The 19,756-nt window shown below is 38.4% G+C and carries 14 protein-coding genes; 1 reads left to right on the forward strand and 13 read right to left on the reverse strand.

Annotation, left to right across the window (positions count from 1 at the left end; all coding sequences use genetic code 11):
* Window positions 1–78: 78 nt before the first annotated feature.
* The 12 genes from I6F48_RS02820 to I6F48_RS02875 all read right to left on the reverse strand — a co-directional run bounded on the left by I6F48_RS02820 (window position 79) and on the right by I6F48_RS02875 (window position 16,839).
* Window positions 79–1,950 (reverse strand): CRTAC1 family protein, encoded by a 1,872-nt coding sequence (locus I6F48_RS02820; RefSeq protein ID WP_197118737.1) that lies wholly within the window; start codon window positions 1,948–1,950, stop codon window positions 79–81.
* Between the two features lie 25 nt (window positions 1,951–1,975).
* On the reverse strand, window positions 1,976–3,418 hold the full coding sequence (locus I6F48_RS02825; RefSeq protein ID WP_197118738.1) for a sulfatase-like hydrolase/transferase: 1,443 nt from the start codon (window positions 3,416–3,418) through the stop codon (window positions 1,976–1,978).
* 69 nt (window positions 3,419–3,487) lie between these two features.
* A complete protein-coding gene (locus tag I6F48_RS02830; protein ID WP_197118739.1) occupies window positions 3,488–5,011 on the reverse strand; it encodes a sulfatase-like hydrolase/transferase in 1,524 nt (507 codons plus the stop codon).
* 179 nt (window positions 5,012–5,190) lie between these two features.
* Window positions 5,191–6,081 (reverse strand): family 16 glycosylhydrolase, encoded by an 891-nt coding sequence (locus I6F48_RS02835; RefSeq protein ID WP_024594197.1) that lies wholly within the window; start codon window positions 6,079–6,081, stop codon window positions 5,191–5,193.
* A gap of 73 nt (window positions 6,082–6,154) precedes the next feature.
* Complete coding sequence (locus I6F48_RS02840) at window positions 6,155–8,581, reverse strand: glycoside hydrolase family 42 (protein WP_197118740.1); 2,427 nt, start codon at window positions 8,579–8,581, stop codon at window positions 6,155–6,157.
* Window positions 8,582–9,570: 989 nt separating this feature from the next.
* Window positions 9,571–11,490, reverse strand: coding sequence for a DUF7305 domain-containing protein (locus I6F48_RS02845; RefSeq protein WP_197118741.1), 1,920 nt, complete (start codon window positions 11,488–11,490; stop codon window positions 9,571–9,573).
* The gene (locus I6F48_RS02850; protein WP_165741665.1) at window positions 11,491–12,003 is read right to left on the reverse strand and encodes a PilW family protein; all 513 of its coding nucleotides are present in this window, start codon (window positions 12,001–12,003) and stop codon (window positions 11,491–11,493) included.
* Window positions 12,000–12,410, reverse strand: coding sequence for a prepilin-type N-terminal cleavage/methylation domain-containing protein (locus I6F48_RS02855; protein WP_165727826.1), 411 nt, complete (start codon window positions 12,408–12,410; stop codon window positions 12,000–12,002). The genes I6F48_RS02850 and I6F48_RS02855 overlap by 4 nt, the downstream gene beginning before the upstream one ends.
* Window positions 12,404–12,856: a GspH/FimT family pseudopilin gene (locus I6F48_RS02860; RefSeq protein ID WP_165741667.1), complete on the reverse strand. Its 453-nt coding sequence runs from the start codon at window positions 12,854–12,856 to the stop codon at window positions 12,404–12,406. The genes I6F48_RS02855 and I6F48_RS02860 overlap by 7 nt, the downstream gene beginning before the upstream one ends.
* The gene (locus I6F48_RS02865; RefSeq protein ID WP_197118742.1) at window positions 12,847–13,245 is read right to left on the reverse strand and encodes a type IV pilin protein; all 399 of its coding nucleotides are present in this window, start codon (window positions 13,243–13,245) and stop codon (window positions 12,847–12,849) included. Before I6F48_RS02865 ends, I6F48_RS02860 begins: the two co-directional genes overlap by 10 nt.
* 1,082 nt (window positions 13,246–14,327) lie before the next feature.
* Window positions 14,328–15,731, reverse strand: coding sequence for a sugar porter family MFS transporter (locus I6F48_RS02870; protein WP_442960986.1), 1,404 nt, complete (start codon window positions 15,729–15,731; stop codon window positions 14,328–14,330).
* 67 nt (window positions 15,732–15,798) lie between these two features.
* Complete coding sequence (locus I6F48_RS02875; protein WP_197118744.1) at window positions 15,799–16,839, reverse strand: LacI family DNA-binding transcriptional regulator; 1,041 nt, start codon at window positions 16,837–16,839, stop codon at window positions 15,799–15,801.
* A 211-nt stretch (window positions 16,840–17,050) separates the two neighbouring features.
* Here I6F48_RS02875 and I6F48_RS02880 point away from each other — a divergent pair, with 211 nt between their 5' ends.
* Complete coding sequence (locus tag I6F48_RS02880; protein ID WP_197118745.1) at window positions 17,051–18,661, forward strand: glycoside hydrolase family 43 protein; 1,611 nt, start codon at window positions 17,051–17,053, stop codon at window positions 18,659–18,661.
* Window positions 18,662–18,766: 105 nt separating this feature from the next.
* On the opposite strand, the gene I6F48_RS02885 is transcribed toward I6F48_RS02880, so the two are convergent.
* A complete protein-coding gene (locus I6F48_RS02885; RefSeq protein ID WP_024594230.1) occupies window positions 18,767–19,723 on the reverse strand; it encodes a Gfo/Idh/MocA family protein in 957 nt (318 codons plus the stop codon).
* Window positions 19,724–19,756 lie beyond the last annotated feature (33 nt).

Below are 19,756 nucleotides of genomic sequence, written 5' to 3' on the forward strand. Positions count from 1 at the left end.
CGAAAAAAAAGCAAGGCTTGTTACCAAACCTTGCTTTTTACCTCTCATAGTTAACTTTGTCGTAATCAAACGTTGTAATTAAAAATTGATTACTTGATCTGTCCCAACCTTAGATTTATTGATTACTTCGCCATTGCTGTAACGCACACTTACGTTATCTATTTCGTTGCACTGGCCTAAACCAAAATGAACCACGTTATCAAATGATTGTGTATAAGGTGCGGCATCAGGCGACACGCGCCTTGTAAGGGTTTTACCACAGCCTTTAAGTGTCGCTATAGCGCCAATGGGGCTTGCATTATGCTTAAGTGAATTACTTATACGCAGTAATGCATAGTGATTACTGTTATTGGCTTGATTACTAAATAAGTGCCACTGACCTCTGTCGTTATTCATAATAATATCGACCTGGCCGTCTAAGTTGTAATCAAATACATTTGCGCCTGAGCCAATGGTACCTAAGGTGTTTGTTATTAATCCCGAATGAGTCGCTTGGCTAAATGTGTTATCGCCATTATTTAAATACAGTATTTGCGATGTAGGCGTTACCAAGTTGCCTTGTTTAACAACAAACAAATCTTGGTAGCCGTTGTTGTTAAAATCTCCCACACTTACGCCGGTCGTATTTAAATTTGTTTTAATGCCAGCTTTAGCACTCACATCTACAAATTTTCCACTTTCATTTTTAAGTAACAAATCTGATGGAGCTATTGGTTTTTTATTTACCGTATAATGTTTAACACCGGTTACAACACCCGTTGTAGGTGAAAAAGTATTACCCGCCATACGCCATTTATCATTGCCTATATAACCAACATATAAGCCTTTATTAGGTTGGGTATCGGCCCAGCCTAGGCCATTACTGCTAACAATATTGACGTTTTGACCACTGTGCCTTTCACCTTCAAATTTATATTTATAAGTGCCTTCGCCTACAAATACATCTTGGTTTGGATAAGGTGACTGGTAGTTAACTAAATTAAGCGTATCGCCAATAAGTAAGTCATCATATTTAAATGGTCCACGCTTGGTGTAAAAACCAAATGTGTGGCTTTTAGCATCAAAAAACGTATCGCCTGCTTGTAATGGGTTAGCACGACTTATATATAAATCAAAGTCACCATCATTATCAAAATCGATTTCGCTAACACCCGTCGCATCCATTATTTTATTAGGTAAAACATTGGCGGTTACGTCACTAAAGGTAAAGTCGCCATTGCCTTTTAAAACACGTAAAGCACCGTCGCCGTAAATCACTAAATCGTCAATTTTATCGTTATTAAAATCTGTAATAAGGACTTTTTGACCATCTCGATTAGTTTTTGGTAAATCACTTGCGTGAGTTATATTGCCGCTACCATCGTTTTTATAAATAAAATTACTGGTTTGTTTACCGCTATTAGCCTGCGGGAATCCCATTAGTAATAAATCTAAATGACCGTTGTTATTGGCATCAAAAAACTTACTAGTGCGCCCACGCAACGTTGGCAGTTTGGGTGAAAACTCACCGCCTTCAACAATTTCTCTTTTGTTAAAGTGAAATAACTTAGCATTACGCGCGTTATCGCCAGAGCCACCACCACGCGAAAGCAAAATATCCATTTTGCCATCTTTGTCGTAATCGCCTACGCCAATACCGTGCATATCACCCACAATCAGGTCGCGCCCTTTGTCGTAAACACCTTTATTGTTCCAATACAAACGAATGGTATAACCATGATCGGTAAGTAATAAATCTGGGTAACCATCTTGGTCTAAATCGCTTATTAATGCGTTATCCCATTTACGGCGATTTTTGTTTTCTAATTTAATTGCTTGGTGCTGCTCAGTAAATAATGTTTTGCCCGGTGTTAGCTGAGCACCCGCTAGAGCACTCGCTTGTTGACAACCTAGTAAGCTTGCGCCCATGCATAACAAAGAAACATGCCATACAATAGTTTTTACTTTCATAAAGCCTCCATGAATTTGATAAAACTTACTTAGTTGTTTTAAACGTTTTATCGAATCGTGGCATGGCATCTAATCGCCAGTTCGCACCTTCAGCCGTTTCGTGAAACCATTTTGGTTGTTGATTATCCCAGCTCCATTTTTCCATTTCGCGAACCATGTCGGTTAACAGTGCTTTGTTAGATTTACTTACATCGTGTTTTTCAGAAATATCGTTTTCGATATTAAATAACTGCCATGGTTGCTGGTTAACTTTTAATGCTTTCCATTGGTTCATACGAATTGCAGCATCGCTATAACCTTTACGATGGCGAAGTGCATAAATAGGCTCATCTTTATGTGGGTTTTCATTTTTAATAAATGCAGGCCACATATTTGTACCATCTAAATGTTGGTTTTCTTCAACTTTAGCGCCCGCTAAAGCTGCAAATGTTGGGTATAAGTCAAGTGCCGATACAGGATGCGAAAAACGCTTGCCCGCAGGTACATGTTTAGGCCAATGAAACAACATAGGAACTCTAAAACCGCCTTCTTGTGTACTGCCCTTACCTGCTTTAAGTGGGAAGTTATTAGCGCCTTTACTTAATTTGCCACCGTTATCACTCATAAATACGATAAGCGTATTATCATACTGATTATTTTTTTTCAGGGTTTCTACTAGTTTGCCCACGCCGCGGTCAACTGCGTAAACCATACCTGCGTATGTTTTACGGTCTTTATTTTTTATATCAGGAAACATCGCCATATCTTCGTCTTTAGCTTGCAATGGCACATGCGGTGCGTTGTAAGCTAAATATAAAAAGAATGGATTTTTTTTATCCGCTGCTTTGTCTACAAAATTAACGGCTTCGCGCGAAAGTGCATCAGTAATGTACTGCGTTTCTTTTACTTCTTTGCCGTTGTGCTCTAGCGGAGTTATGTACTCAAAAATATTTTTTAAGCCTTGTGCCTTTTGCTTTTTATACTGAAGTTGATATTGGTCAGGAAAATAATTGTGCCCACCGCCTAAAAATCCATAGTATTCATCAAAACCACGTTTATTTGGATGATACTGCGGCGCATCACCTAAGTGCCACTTACCGAGAGCGCCAGTAAAGTAGTTATTTTCGTTTAATAGTTTACTAATAAACTTAGCGTCAGTAGGCACGCCTACGTTTGAGCCGCGTGTCGGTAAATTAAATTGTGAGCCAATCTTATGTGGATATCGACCGGTCATTAATGCCGCTCGGCTTGGGCCACAAAACGGGTGCGCTACGTAAGCGTCTGAAAAGGAAGTACCCGATTTAGCAAGATCATCAATATTTGGGGTAATAATATCCTTAGAGCCATTAAAACCAACATCTGCATAACCTAGGTCATCTGCAACAATAAGAATAATATTGGGTTTTTGTTCACTTGCGTGTATGCCCGCAGAGCCAATTAATAAGGCAAGCGATGATAAAGCGCTCAATAATTTTGTGTGTGTTTTCATAGTGCCAATCTCAATTTTGATAATAAAAAATAGCAGGCCAATTAAGGCCCACCAAAGGGCATTACTCGGCTATAAAAAAGCTTTCATGTGGTGATTAAATTTAGTTAATGATGGGTCTTCAATACGCTTAAGCTCTCCTGCCATTTTATGCACTAAATAAGTAAGCTGTTTTTTGTATTTAGGATTATCTATTTGGTTTGTGATTTCGTACGGATCATTTTTTAAGTCGTATAATTCATCGCGGCTGTCGCCTGGATTCCATACAAATTTCATTTCAGGGGTACGTATAGCTCTAATACCAAACCATCCACCGTTGTACCATTCGTAGGCATATAACGAAATATCATCTTTATCAGCATCGGCACTATCGCCTTGTTTCATCAATGGTAAAAGTGAACGTCCATCTTCATCGCCATCAAGGGGGAGTGTCATCCACTGGCGAAGTGTTGGTGCTATGTCTAGCATAGACACTTGGCGGTTAATTATTTTAGGCTCAAGGCTAGGGTCACGAATAATAAGTGGCATACGCATTAATTCGTCGTAGGCATATGGGCCTTTGTCATAAAGGTTATGCTCGCCTAGCATACTACCTTGGTCGCCTACTAAAATAATGTGTAGGTCGTCGTATAAACCTTCTTCTTTGGCGGTGTTAATAAGCTCGCCAACTGCGTGATCAATCATGGCAATGGCACCATAGTAAAAACTATGCGCTTTGCGCCAATCGGTTTCAGTCATGTGGCTTACATCGTGCCAAGGCCACCAAATATCATCTTGTGCCATTGGTTTATGTTTACGTTCTATACCAAAGTTTTTAGGAAGTTTTATGTCTTTGTAGTCGTACATGCTGGCGTAAGGTTCTGGTACGCGGTACGGCGGATGAGGTTGCTCAAAACTAACAATACCAAAAAATGGTTTGTCTGATTTGGCCGCATTTTGCAGCATTAATTTGCCTTCGTTTACTTCTTTAGCTGTTACTGTATCTGCGTATGTACCCGGAAGTGTTTTGTAGTAATCGTGCTTTTCGCCGTTTTTATCGCGCTCACCTGCATTCATACGGGCAACATTTTTTTGTGTACCATAAGGCGTAAAAGGACGGCCATTACGCTCTTCATCTTTATCGTGCCCCCACATAAAGTTTGCACCGCGCAGTGCTGGGCCTTGTGCACCTAAGTGCCATTTACCTACATAACTTACGTCGTAACCTACGCTTGTTGCACGTTTAATTACGCTGCCTTCACTAAGTGATAACTCCGAAAGGCGAGAATGATAAAGCCCCACGTTATCGTCAAGCCCCGTTTTATGTCCCCAGCGTCCAGTAAACATAGCCGCGCGCGAAGGAGAGCATAAGCCAGTAGATGTCATCGCTTGATCAAAACGTGTACCTTCGTTTGCTAATGCGTCAATATTTGGCGTTGAAACTGGGCCATTACGATAAGAAAACGTATCAAAGCGCATATCATCAAACAGTAAAATCAGCACATTTGGCTTTTTGGCTTCAGAGTTTTTCAGCTCTGCATCTTTTGCATATAAATTGGGAGCAAATAATGTGCAGCACCCTAACAGCATCACCATTTTTATTTTAAATAAGTTCATGTGTGTGTCCTTTTAAACAACTAAAAATTGCTACGTCAGTGTTTTAGCAATCTGCCTGTACTTTATTATAAAAGCATAAAATTGATTTCAATAATATAAACATATGATGTTTATATTGGCAACAAGTAAATTTTAATTTGGCTAATATTTACACTTTATTAGAATGGGCTTTAGGGTTTTTATTGCTTTAACCACGTTCTCACGTAATCAATTTCCATTGATGTTGGAAAACCTTGTGCAGACTGATTATCTGAAGGATAAAATTGATTACATTTCCATTGTGTATGCGGTGCGCGTAAGCCCTGCGATAATGTTAAGTTCATATCGCGGTGCCAGTACAAATTCTTTTTATAGCCAACCTGAACGTTATCTACATACCATGTAATGTCGTCTTTGGTTATATTAACCCCATAAGTATGAAAGTCTTCACTGGGATCAAATGGTAAGTGATAGCCATTATGGTTTGTTTCTGGCGAGCTACCAGGTCGCATCCACTTGGGTGCGCCATCTTTTATAACAATATTATGTAGGTCGTGGTCCGACTCCTGAAGCGTCTGTTTTTGAGTTAACTCAACTACATCTATTTCACTATATTGCACATCGCCTTCATTCGTTAAAGTACGATCTATTTTGCTGTACATCCAAAATGCAGGTGATACTCCCGGAAATTTATCCGCACCCTTTATACGTGCCTCATAATATCCGTAACTCCCTGTTGCCCTAGACTTAGCAACTCCCGAAGTGTAAAACAATCTATAATTAGGCACTTTTGTTTTATTACAGCCATCCCAAAACGTTCTTAAATGCGTTTCTCGTTTAGTGGTTAGTTTTAATATGCCTTCAGAAACACTGGCATTTTCATCTTTCCAAGACCAAACACCGTAGTTTTCTGTTTGAAAATTCCATTTTTCAGCATCTTTAATATCAAACTCATCTGAGCGTTCAGTTTGTAAAACCCAATTTTCGCCTGGTTGCGCAATATGAGGCATCGGCTGAGCATTAACCCCTGCACTACCAAGGATTAAGCTCAACGATATTGCTATTAGTTTAACCTTATTATTTGTTTTCATTTACTATCCACAACTTAATGTATCGTGTTAATTGAAAAGCGAGCACATAGGTATGTACCCGCTAAAAAACTATTTATTGAGCTGTAACTTCAACAAGCAAGACACCCTCAGAAGGAATATCAAAGCTGGTATTCATTTTATTGCTCGTCATTAAGTTTTTAACATGAATAGATTTACCATTTTTAAGCGACAGATCAACGGTTGCTGTTGTGTGGCCTAAATTTAAAATATTAACCAGGTAACTACCATTGTCTTGCTTAACAGTACGCCATGTTGTGGTTTTAAATGACTCACCATTATCTACTTTTACAACAACATCAGGCGTACTACCCGAAACCTCTGCAAGTGCAGTTTGTTTAATAGCTTCAACATCGGCCCCTTTTGGCATAACAATAAGCTTACCTTTACTGGCAACTAACTTAGCCTTACGCGGATGCCCGTACTCGTCTAAAGACAAGCTTTGCGCTGAGTCTAAAATAACGGTACCACCTTTGTTTAAATACCCTTGAAGCGCTTTAAATTCTTCATCTGTAACAAAGTTATTGCGATAAACCAGTATTGCATCCCAATTGTTATTGTCTTGCTTTTCGATTACATCTTTAGTTGCAAAACCAAGCGGGAAACCTTCAAAAAATAAATTTTCGTAAAGTGTGTAGCCCTTTGTCATATAGTCGTTTGTATTAATTGCTGTTGTTTCAGAGTAAAACAAACGAAGTGGGCGACGCTGCTCTCTAAGCTCAACAATTTCCTCAGAAAAACTATTAAGATCAAACATTACTTGGGTAACTTCGTTAGTTACATGTGGCTGCATATTGTTAGAACCCGCAAATGCACCGCCAAGACCTGGGTCAAAAAAGTCCAGATCGCCTTCTAAACGATCCTCTGGTGAACCATCTGGATCACGCGCCCAAAACCAGCCCATATTGGCATCCATACCAAGTAAAGTTGCAAGCCAATAAACACTACGTACATAGCTTGTACGTGTGTCTAAATCTCGCCACTGACCTGATGATAAAAAATGAGACTCTGAATTTACATTAATTTTATTCGGCGCAACTGATTCCATAAAGTCATGAAACATAGTAACTATGCCCCAGTTATATGCGTACTTTTCAATCCACTTAGATGACTTACCTGGGCGAATATTTTCGCTACCAAACGACTTAGCATCGTGCCCTACCATGGTTGTTAACTCAGCTAATGCTTCGGTATCAATACCGCCAGAGCGTGAATCGTCCATAAACATGCGCGGCATAATTTTTATATGGGTATCAGCGTCTTCATTTACAGAATGCAGTTCGTTTTGAACGTAAGTAAACCAGTCAGTGCTTCTGTCCATATTGTAACGCGTCCAGTCGTACCACTTAGGCTCGCCTTTAATCGCAGGATCAATAGGTATCTCAATAGCTACATCTGTAAACTGGCTAAAATGCGTTCCCCAGTTTTCATTTAGCTCGTTAATATCACCTTGGTATTTTTTATCTAACCAACTTCTAAACTTATTTAGTGTGTATGAAGAGATGCTGGTCATTTCTTCATATTTTTGTGTCCAATGGCCTTTTTCGGCGTACCAATGCGGCTCGTTAGCTAACACAAACCCAACTTCAGTTACTTTTTTGCCTTTAGTAAGCTCACCCGTTTTACGAATTATTTTACCCCAAAGATCTCGCGCTAATGGGTTATCAATATCGAATCCTGTAAATAACGAACGGCCTTTTCTAACTTCTGGCTCTTGCTCTTCAACCCACTTTGGAATACCCATTAACCAGTAAACTAAAAAACCAATGTTGGTATCAGGGATACGCGTTAGCTCTTTCATTAACTCTTCGTCAAAAGTGCCATCTTCACGCACTAAAAATGAATTAATGGCACGGTCGTGATCTACCGGGTATAAATCTTCACCGCCATGATAGAGCGCGCCTAAATGATCGTTATAAACATCTTTATTTGTAAGTGGCTGACCAACACTCTTTGAAAAATAGTCATATAAAAAAATAGGCTTGCCATTACTAACAAACATATTGTCTTGTGCTTTAGTATTTTGCCAATCAACCTTATTTACAGGGCGGCGTTTGATTTCGCCTGCAAGCTCTTTAGACAAGTCATCAATACCTTTATCTAAAATTTGAATTACTTTTTCGCGTTCAAAATTTGGTAACTCTTTTGCTAACCTTTCCTTGTCCGCTGCATAGTGGCGCTCGTAACCAAAAAGCTTTACAACCGCGTCGTAATTATTTTCATCCCAGTTAGCAAATTTTAAAAACTGCTCTGCAAACCAAACTACGCTTTCTTCACGAGTCACATCAATCTGTTTTGTTTGAGCTTGTTCCATCAGCTTTTTAAGTTTACTGATTTTTAAAAGAGCAGATTGCTCGTAACTATTTTGAGAAGCGCTTAGTGTTTCTGTGCTATTAACTTTAGCTACGCTTTCTTGCTGCGAGCATGCTGTTGTAAGTAGAAATAAGGGGGCTAGTGTGAAGCCTAATAGATGTTGTCTCATATTTTCTCCCGTTGAGGTCGTTATGTGTTAACAGGTTTTTGCACTGCTGTTATTATTTAATATCGACAACATACATCATATGTTTATATTTGTAATTCCTTTTCTTTCTGGAAAGTGAAATATTTCATGATGGCACCACATACTTATCTAACTTAAATGTGAATGCTTTTTAGTCTTTATGATGGCGATCCTAATTGATAAAAACTATAAGGATTTAAAAATGAAAGTATTGAAGGAGAATGATCTTAAATTTATATTATTGGACTTGAAATTAATAATATGCGCCAAACCCGTTACTATGGTTTTTGCACTTATTAAAAAGGATAGTATTTACTCTGTTATTGGTACAAGCTTTTTGTTTCATATAAAAAATTTAATAAAAATATCACTGAAACAAACCCGGCAAAAGCAGCTAAACTAATGTCTATAAGCATTACATTGAACAATCCGGTAATTAAAAAGTTAGCTATCCACTAGGGCGTGTTGATCTTTGGTGGGTGAATTTGCAGCAGTATGTTTGGTTTTTAGGCAAGGCGGAGCCTATGTAGTGTGGTTATTCCCCATGAATAGGCGATAACGCAGCATAAATACCAAACATACGCTGCCCTTTGGGTTCTTTCTAGGGACGATCAACTCTTTGTTGCTCGGTTTTTACTTAGCCCACTAGGTTACAAACCTCGCGCCGCGATTTAATCGCCCCTAGATTGAACAAATTTCAATCCACAAAGATCAACACGCCCTAGTATAGTAGGTTTCAAATTCGCTCCAAAATGTAGCACCACTGCCGCCATGAAATTGCTAAGAAACTGCAAAGAAAAACAAACCTAGCTCCCGAGCTCCTATTTTTACTGTTTTGACATAACGTATATGAAAAATTAAGAGCGTTTGGTTTTACGTTCGAGTTTTAAATTTTAGAATATTAATAAGAGCAATTAATTTAGCAAGCCTAATAGCTTCTCTTATATAAATAAGCTTATTAGCAGTATTTTTTATTCATTACTTTGTTCAATGGGTGTAAAGCGCCACCCTTTAAAAACTAATTTGCTTGTTGATCCATTACCACCAGATGAAGAGCCACCAAAACTTGCTTCATTTAATGCCGTGTCAAAGTGAATACCACCGGCGCCGCTTACAATAACGGTATCTCCTAAAATAGAACCTTTAAAACCGACAGCTGAAGTAACTTTAACTTGTGTAAGTGGTGCGTATATAACAGCGTAAAGCTCTCGTGTACCACCTGAAAACTCTATCCCAGTGTCACTTCCACTGTATGAACTATAAATACTAAAAACGGGTCGGCCTTCATTTGTAACTCCATTATCTGGTGCGTAAACTTGTGCCCCATTTCCTATCTTAAGTTTTCCTTTAATTATTATAGTTAAACTGCTGTTATCAGGGATCGTTAGCGAACTTGCGCCATTCATTGTAAAATCACCATCTACAAACATAACCGCATTGTGGTTGCTTTTTACCTGCATTCGCCCCTTAATTTTCACGTCATCAAAATAAAATATTTGAGTTGCTGAATCAAGAAAAGCTGCAGCTTTAGCAGTGATGGCACCATCTGGAGTACTTCCAAAATCTACTAAAAAGTTAGCCTCATTAGTTTCTAATTCGAGTAAGTCACCTGCACTGCTATTATTGTTTATAAAAAGATCAGGGCTTGCCGTATTGACTGACACACCATCAATTGCTGTTGCAATATCAAGTGGATCACACGCAGTTAATCCTCTATTATTTTCACTTTCTGGTGTTATTTTTTCAACAGGTTCAATAGTTGGTATTGATATTTCTGTACTTGATACTTTATAAGGAGAAAAAGCATACTCTGGTGTATCGCCTTTAAAAGAGCCATTACCTGCGTATCTTAAATCTTTACCATCTATAGTGCTGCCCCACTGTTTAAGTGTTACATTACCTTGAACACGCACACCACCAAAAACACTTCCACCTGTTTGTTCATAATTACCGGAAGTGTAAACACCGTTACGTATTATTGTTTGTGTAAGAGCCACTAAACCATATGAACGAATTGTTCCTTGGACTGTATTACCTGTAACCGAAATTGGACCTGATGAACTAATATCACCACCAACCGGAGTTTGCTTTACTGATATAGATTCATTTGCAGAAATACTACCCGAAACAGTACCACTACTTTGTGTGAAGCTTAAATATGCAGATGCATCCCCTCCAATAACCACACCACCAGAGAGTATTAAATCGCCATTACTATGAATATTGCCTGTAACATCTGCGCCTTGAATAATTGATAAGTTACTAGAGGATAAAACATCACCTTCAATTGTACCGCTACCATTGAGCGTAATATCACCAGTATCGTTAACTGTATTAACAAAAGATTCTTCTGATGTATTTCTACTGCCATCATCTAGCGTGTCGTTATAATCCCCTAAAGACGAATCATAACTATCAATTAAGCCACTTCCACTAATTGCAACACCAGAGCATCCTGTAATTCCATTAGAAAAAACTGAGGCACTGGTAGTTCCGCCACCACCTGCTACATATTCGAATATAGCTTGCATTTGGTCCTCACCTTCAAAGCGGGTTCCTTCGCTAGAAATTAAAATATCGCCATTACTGTCAATTTCAATGGTTGCATTGTATATACTAGATTCAAGTGAGCCTGTTCCAGAAACTTCACTATTACGGGCTATTAGATCATTAATATTTATAGTCGGGTCTGCAAGCATTGCTGTTTCAAGTTTTTCCATACTTGAAAATACGCCTTTTTCAGACATCAACCTTGCGTTCAACTTTTTCTGAAAATTACCACTCAAACGTTCCTGAATCACACTATCTCTAAGAGTGCTAAGTACAACAATTGAAGCCATAGATGTTAAAATAAGTACAGTAACAAGCGTAAAACCAGATGTATTTTTCATTTATTGAAATGCCTTATTCATTACCATTTGCGACAAAGATATATCAATAACTAAGCTGTTATTAAATTGGCTTGGTAAGTTTGTAGGTTCTACAAGGACACTCACAACATTGTTATCAATTAGATAGCTGATTGTATTAACACCTTTTAATATTTTTACTTTGCCATTACCTATATCACAAAATAATGAGTCGTCTTCGTGACTATATTTTTCAGTGAATGGCGCATTAATTATTGAGCCTGTGCATGCAAGTACACCCGATTCTTGCTCAACACTTAAAATATTATCGCTATAAGTAGGAATTGAGCTGGTTTGTTTTAGACTTCGTGTAAATACTTTACTGCTAAATCGGATTACATCTAATGCATTTTCTAAATCTTTTGCTGTGCTGGTACTGCTATTAATTGAAGAATAAGCCAGGCTCACACCACCTAATAAAAACATACCTGCAGCAAGTGCAACCATAAGCTCTATTAACGTAAAACCATGGTGCTTATTTATTAAATTTTTCATGGCACGCATCCAGCAGGTAGCGTCGGAAAACTTCCTGTAATTACAACACGGTTTTCTAAATTGTCAGTCAAACGTTTATCTTGCCATGTTATTTCAACAGTTAAATCATTAGAAAAATCCGCTGGTAAAATAAGTGTATATGCATCAATCTGTGGAGATAAATAAGCTCTGAAATCAGCATCATTGTACAAATCAGGATTCGTTTGTTGCAGTTCGCATAGGTGTGGCCAAATTCGTTCTAATACATTATTAGCCTCAATTATAGATACCGTATAATTAAAACTGTTTGTTATGTATTGCAATGATTTTAATTGCCCTGAGGCTAATCCTAATAAAGCCACGGTTGCAATAATTAATGCAATCATAACCTCTAAAAGAGAAAATCCTTTATTGCGATTCTTTAGCATGTTTCAGGCGCCTCAGCTAACCAACTTTGCCCGCTTTGTAAAATACACAGTGTAAAATCAGAAGTTGAGCTATCACCATCGGTTACTAAAATTTGATAGGATTGACTTAATTCGCCTGTACTTGAAATATTAATATCTTCAAGGCCGACTGAAATGCTGTTATGCGTGATTTCAAACATGTTTAACATTGTTTGCTTAGAGTCTATTTCTGTTTGTACCTGCCATTGGCTGTCTGTTAGTTTGAGCGAGACTTTTTGATCCCTTTTGACCGCTTCGCTTCGCGCGAACTTAAAAACACTATGCAATTGGTTCGAGTTTGTAATTAATCGATCCCGCTTTATAAAAGTAATAAACGAAGGAGCCGCAACGGCAGTTAGAATACCGATAATAGTCATCGTGATTAAAACTTCGAGTAAAGTAAAGCCAATGCTTTTTTTTACCAACACTGGGATTTATCTGCAGACTTTGTACCGCTTTGATTTACAGACAACTTGCCACACTCGTCACTTTTTTGTGCACCTTTAGGAGTAACTTGTATTGTAAATTCAGACCCATTTGAAGCACCTGTAGTTGCATCGGTTGTATAGCTAAAGGAGTAATAATCTGAGGTAGGAAAAGTAAATGTACTTGGGTAGCCACCAACACGGGTGTATTGCCTTTCTAAAACAGCTGTTTGTTGTAATAAAATCTGTTGCACATCTGCTCTTCTACTTTGCTGTATGTAGCTCGTATAACTAGGAAGTGCAATTGCATATAAAATCCCAATAATTGCAATTACTATCATTAATTCTATAAGAGTAAAACCGGAAGGTTTCTTAACCCGCTGTGTGTCCAATTATTTAATTCCATTATTTATAGCAATATGTTTAATTTTGCAAAAATTAAGCCAAGATTCATTTTGTAGTACATGATAGTGCCAAACAATGTGCTGTCAATAATATAAAAGTTTGAATATTAAGGATTGTACGATTAACTTCAACAATACCCTGAATTAAACTAACACATCTAAAAAGTTGCACTAAAACAGTGCGTTAGGTAACTCCTTAGAATAATTATATATTTAATTAAAACCAACCCTTAAGTACTGCAGGCTTTAGCATTTTATTTATTTAATAAATAGGCGTGGGTTATTACTCTAAAAAATAATTTAAAAAAATTCGTGCGGCCTTTTACCTCACTATTTAAGTTTCAAAAATAATTACCTGTATTTTATTTAAGCATTTTTATATTGAATTTTATCCACTAGAAACAAAACCTCCCGTGTGTTATTTTTAAAAATATAAGTAATTAACCAGTTTAGGAGCTTTTCTTGAAAACTACGCCGCCCTAAGCAAACACGTCTATTTTCATCAGCACACTTCGTGCAACTCTAATCGCCGCCTGCGCGAGAATCTCTGTTATTTAAATAAAAAAAAGCCGAGAAAAAAAGCCGAGGGTCAAATCTTGACTTCAGATATCAAAATTTTTGAATGACGGGTTCTCGCTCACTGCAGACTATCAGCTGTATTTGCTTTTTAGTTGCTTATTACACAAACTGCGCAACTACGTCTTGTTAAAAAAAACTACGTCACGTCTAATATTATTCATTTTTAGAACATGGCCGAAGGTTGATGACCCAGTTAACAACTAAGGGAAAACAGCGATGGAGGCAGCTTAAATCGAAATAATAAAAGTGTAAAAAATGATGTTAAACGCTATTACTGATCGTGATATTGAACAAGCGACTTACACTTTACTTAAATGCATTAGTAATTTAACTATTGAGAAGTGAGATAGTTACTGCGAGTTTATAAAGTGTTTGGGTTTAGTAAAAAAAGCTTAACGAGTGAAGCAGTATAACAACGCCAAAACTATTGCTTTAGTTCTATTATTCTAGTTCTATTGCTTTAGTTTTGGCGCTTATTAAAGGAATAATATTTACCCTTTCATTTGTTCAAGCTCTTTGCCTTTGGTTTCGTGTAAAAACTTAAATACAAATATAACTGAAACAAACGCGCAAAATGCGTAAAAACCATACGCACCTGCTAAACCTATACCGGTGAGCATAACAGGGAACGACCAGGTAATTAAAAAGTTAGCTATCCACTGGGCAAAGCCGGTAACTGCAAGGCCAGAGCCGCGAATTTGGTTAGGGAACATTTCGCCTAACATAACCCACATTACAGGGCCCCACGATAAGTTAAAAAAGAATACATAAGCATTAGCGGCTATTAAAGCAACTATGCCCTGCTCTCCTAATTCTAAGTTGCCTGTTGAGCCAATATCTGCATTTAAAAAGGCATTAACAATAACCGAAAGTGTCACCGTCATACCAATTGAGCCGGTTAACAAAAAAGGTTTTCTGCCAATTTTGTCTATAAAATACATGGTAATAAACACCGCTAAAATACTTACAAAGCCGCTTATTATATTAATAAGTAACGCGTCAGATTCAGTAAAACCGGCTGCTTGCCAAAGTACCGCGCCGTAGTAAAAAACAACGTTAATGCCTACTAATTGCTGAAATGTAGCTAAGCCAATTCCTATCCAAACAATGGGGCGTAAACGTTTTTTAGGTTTATCAATAAGATCAGATAATTTAGGGTGGTGTTTATCGCCAGCAAGAGACTCTGCTATTTCATTTAATTTAAGAGCGGCAGTTTCAGCACCATATAATGACGATAAAACACGTGCAGCAGCGTCTTTTTTACCAGCCATAATTAGGTATCGCGGGCTTTCGGGGATAAAAAATAAAGCGATTAAAAACAAGCATGCCGGTAATAACTCAACCCAAAACATCCAACGCCATGTTTCAAAGTCGAGCCAAAATATAGCCGTAGAGCCGCCAGCCGTATTTGCTAAAAAATAGTTACTCACAAATGCGCTAAACAAACCAAAAATAATAGCCACTTGTTGAAGTGTAGAGAGCGTGCCTCTGTATCGAGCGGGGGCAATCTCGCTAATATAAGCTGGGGTCATAACCGACGCAGCCCCTACAGCTAAGCCGCCTAAAATGCGATAAATCACAAATTCAAACGAGGTGACTGACACACCCGAGCCCCAAGCACTTATAATAAATAAAGCAGCGGCAAAAAGTAATATCGGACGCCGACCAAATTTATCAGCTAACCGACCTGCGCAAAACGCACCAATGGCACAACCAATTAGCATGCTCGATACGTTAAATCCCGTACCCGCACTACTGGAGCCAAATGCCGTTTGTAATCCATCAACCGTGCCGTTAATTACACCGCTGTCAAAACCAAATAAAAACCCGCCAATGGTCGCAACAAAGCAAACCAGTACTATTAAAAGTACATTTTCTTTCTCGTTCATAAGTATCCATATTGTGTGTTGTTGTTATTTTATATAGATTTTGAAGCTCAAAAGGGTGTGCGTACTCGTTTATTTAGTTGTTTTTATTGGCTGAGCTTGATTCTCTTTCTATTAATTCAAAATCTAAAATATGTCTTAAGTCTAAGCTTTTTACATTGCTTAAATCGTTATACTGACCCGATGCAAGTAAAGTAATCGCAAGCTCAGCCATTTCATTAATAGGCTGTTTTACCGTAGAAATATTTGGCCAAACTATGGTTGCAAGTTGCGTGTCATCAAAGCCAACAACCGAGAGTTCGCTTGGAATATTAATACCTTGTTTTTGAGCTATTGAGATTACAGCGGCCGCCATATCATCGTTAGCTGCAAAAATAGCTGTTGGTTTATCATCAAGCGAAAGTAATTTTATTGCCGCTTCCATGCCCGATTGATAGGTAAAACTGCCCTGCTCTATATACTCAGGTGGCGTTATTATTTTATTAGAGCGCAATGCATCTAAATAACCTTGGTAACGCAAACGGCTTACACCTTGTTTAGTGTCGCCAATAATATGTGCAATTTTGCTATGCCCTTGATTTATTAAATGCTCTGTAACATCAAACGCCGCTTGATAATCGTCCATGCATATATAAGGGGAGCGATTTAATTTTGTATCTGGTGTTATTCTTACAAACGGAATATTTGCTTTAGTAAGAACATCTAAAACCTGTTCGTTGTCGCACATAGGTGGCAGTAAAATCATGCCATCAACCTGTGTAACATCAATAAGTTGCTTTACCGATTCAATTGTTTTGTCAATATCGGTATGCGCTTCGTCAACAACAAGGTGGTAGCCCAATGCGCGGCATTTTTTAAGCGCTGCCAATAAAAATTGGCTTATGTAAGAGTCACTTGGGTTATCGTATAAAAGCCCTAAAAAGAATGACTTAGTACTAGCAAGGCGCCTAGCAGACACATTTGGCCTGTAATTTAATTGCTCAACAACAGCCATTACTTTTTCGCGGGTTTTGTCGCTTACTTTTTTGTCTTGGTTGAGCACGCGCGAAACCGTCATCATTGATACACCAGCCTGCTCGGCTACATCTTGTATTCTTGCTCTTTTAGGATCGGCCATTACTGTTATTACCTACTCACAATCAGTGGATTGTTATAATTAACTTTCTTAATTTTCATTATACATAATTGTAAAGCTTGATATTGTTTACAGCGCGTTTTAAATGATTACTTATTGACAAAGTCTTATACTACACTGAAAATGTTAGCGCTAACAACAAATTTATAATATTCACACCCAATAATATAAAAAACTTAAAAAGGCCTATATTATGAGCATGCTGCAAAACCCAATTCTAAGAGGCTTTAACCCAGACCCAAACATTGTCAGAGTTAATAACGACTACTACATAGCCACTTCAACATTTGAATGGTTTGGCGGTGTGCAAATTCACCACTCTACCGATTTAGTAAATTGGCGAGTTATAGGCCAAGCACTTAACACCGTAGAGCAACTCGATATGCGAGGAGTGCCCGACTCTTGCGGCGTATGGGCTGCGCAACTTAGCTACAACAATAGGTGTTTTTATTTGGTATATACCAATGTAAAAAGCTTTGATGGCCCTTGGAAAGACACACCAAACTATTTTGTATCAACCACTGATATTACCGGTAACTGGTCACAAGCGACTTACTTAAATTCTAGCGGTTTTGATCCGTCTATTTTTCACGATGATGACGGTAAAAGTTATTTACTCAACATGTTGGTTGATCACCGCAACAACGCACTATTTGGTGGCATAGTGATGCAAGAGCTTTGCCTAAAAACCAATAAGTTAATAGGCGATGTTAAACCTATATTTTCAGGCACAGAACTTGGTTGCACTGAAGGCCCACATATTTTAAAACGCGGCGATTACTACTATTTAATTACCGCTGAAGGTGGCACTGGGTATGAACACTGCATTAGTGTAGCGCGTGCTAAAAACGTATTTGGCCCTTACCAAGTACACCCACACAACCCTGTAATAACAGCAGTACATGAGCCGATTAATGCGCTACAAAAATGTGGCCATGGAGATTTTTTTCAAACACAAACCGGTGATTGGTACACGGTATTTTTAACATCAAGACCACTGACTGAGCGTGGCCGCTGCATTACAGGGCGTGAAACAGGGATTGAGCAAATAATCTGGAAAGACGATGGCTGGCCTTATGCAAAACACACAAATAAAGCCCCCAGAATACACGTACCCGTTGAAGGTTTAACGCTAAATCCCCAGCCGCAACCTCCTGCACATATTGATTTTAGTAACGATGAGCTTACTGTTGATTTTCAGTCATTGCGTATACCTATGTGCAAAAGTTGGGTCTATAGAAACATCCAAAAAGCATCGCTCACCCTAGTAGGTAAAGAGTCTTTAAGCTCATTGCATCAGCAAAGTTTTATTGCCAGGCGTGTACAGGCTCATCATACTGTTAGCAGCACATGCGTTGATTTTGCGCCGAGCAGTTTTCAGCAAATGGCGGGGCTAGTATGTTATTACAACACCGCACATTACTACTATTTGCATATAAGCGGCGGCGATGTAGGCGATGAAACCACACCACGTTATTTAAATATAATAAGCTGCGATAAATATCAAACAAGCACGCCTGTTGCACCGTTTTTGCTTAAAACAAACAAACCTGTTTACTTAAAAGCTGATTTTAATGGCGCGCAGCTACAGTTTTATTATGCTACCGAGAAAAACTGCTGGATAAAGTTTGGTCCAGTGCTCGATGGCAGTATTTTATCTGATGATTACGTGCAGCAATCACCACAAGGGTATCGCCCGTGTTTTACCGGCGCTTTTGTTGGTATGGCCTGCCAAGACTTATCGGGGAGAAATAAAGAAGCTCACTTTTCATTTTTTAATTATGACGAACCTAGCGGCGAATAAATCGCCGCCAGTTAAGTTTATTAGTTGATTGAAAGCTTTTTGAAACTGCTTTAAAGCTCATTCAAAACTCTTTTAAAGCTCTATTAAAGTTCTCTTAAAACTATTTTAAAACAGGGCTTTAATACGCTCCATTTGTGATTGTAAAAGTAAACTTTGAGAGTGGCTCATAATGTCACTCTCTCGTTTATTTTCGCTCAGTAAGCGCCCTACTTCTTGGGCTTCAAAGCTGTAACCTTGTGACTGCCTGCCATCTTCAAAATGCTCAATTAAGTCATCAAGCTCATACAAAGAGCACTCATAAGCTCTAAATGCATCGGGTATTTTTATATAGCCTTTGTCGCCAATAATATACGCGCCATTCCCTAACCGGCATTGAAATGACGTTGCTAAGCTCACCATGACATCGCCACAATTAGCAGTAATAAGTACATCGTCTTCCACGCCTTTATAGCGAATATTTGCTCTTACGTGTAAGTTTTCAAGGTCGTTATTTAAAAAGTAATTGGCAATGGCAAGCGGATAAATTCCCATATCAAGTAAACAACCGCCCGCTAAATCTGGGTTGTATTCACGCCCGTCGGGGTTAAAAGGCACAGGGTAACCAAAGTCAGCTTTAACATGTTTAATAGTGCCAATTCGCCCTTGCTCTACCCATTGTTTTGCTTTTTGTATTGCAGGTAAAAAGTACGTCCACATGGCTTCCATTAAAAATACGTCGTGCTTTTTAGCCAGTAAAGACAACTGCTTGCACTCTTCAGCCGAAACCGTAATGGGCTTTTCGCACAATACATGCTTACCTGCTTTAATAGCATCGCTGGCATTTTTAAAGTGAAAGTTATGCGGGGTCGCAATGTAAACTACATCAACGTTTTTATCGTCAAATAATGCCTGATACCCTTCGTAGGCATTGGCCGCACCATACTTGCTCGCAAAAGCGGTTGCATCATCCCCATTTCTTGCTGCAACTGCGTACGCAACACCATTATTTGTATGTGCTAAGTCTTCACAAAATTGTGCAGCAATTCGGCCACAACCAACAATACCCCAGTTTATTTTTTTCATAGTGTTTCCTTATGATCTTAAAAAGAAATTTAA

The sequence above is a fragment of the Pseudoalteromonas sp. SWYJ118 genome, from assembly GCF_015864505.1.
GTDB lineage: Bacteria > Pseudomonadota > Gammaproteobacteria > Enterobacterales > Alteromonadaceae > Pseudoalteromonas > Pseudoalteromonas arctica.

Bases quoted from the DNA above. Each gene is read 5' to 3' on its own strand.
- I6F48_RS02880 (WP_197118745.1), top strand. From the start codon at position 17,051: ATGAGCATGCTGCAAAACCCAATTCTAAGAGGCTTTAACCCAGACCCA.
- I6F48_RS02830 (WP_197118739.1), bottom strand. From the start codon at position 5,011: ATGAACTTATTTAAAATAAAAATGGTGATGCTGTTAGGGTGCTGCACA.
- I6F48_RS02885 (WP_024594230.1), bottom strand. From the start codon at position 19,723: ATGAAAAAAATAAACTGGGGTATTGTTGGTTGTGGCCGAATTGCTGCA.
- I6F48_RS02850 (WP_165741665.1), bottom strand. From the start codon at position 12,003: ATGAAAAATTTAATAAATAAGCACCATGGTTTTACGTTAATAGAGCTT.
- I6F48_RS02835 (WP_024594197.1), bottom strand. From the start codon at position 6,081: ATGAAAACAAATAATAAGGTTAAACTAATAGCAATATCGTTGAGCTTA.
- I6F48_RS02820 (WP_197118737.1), bottom strand. From the start codon at position 1,950: ATGAAAGTAAAAACTATTGTATGGCATGTTTCTTTGTTATGCATGGGC.
- I6F48_RS02825 (WP_197118738.1), bottom strand. From the start codon at position 3,418: ATGAAAACACACACAAAATTATTGAGCGCTTTATCATCGCTTGCCTTA.
- I6F48_RS02855 (WP_165727826.1), bottom strand. From the start codon at position 12,410: ATGCTAAAGAATCGCAATAAAGGATTTTCTCTTTTAGAGGTTATGATT.
- I6F48_RS02845 (WP_197118741.1), bottom strand. From the start codon at position 11,490: ATGAAAAATACATCTGGTTTTACGCTTGTTACTGTACTTATTTTAACA.
- I6F48_RS02875 (WP_197118744.1), bottom strand. From the start codon at position 16,839: ATGGCCGATCCTAAAAGAGCAAGAATACAAGATGTAGCCGAGCAGGCT.
- I6F48_RS02840 (WP_197118740.1), bottom strand. From the start codon at position 8,581: ATGAGACAACATCTATTAGGCTTCACACTAGCCCCCTTATTTCTACTT.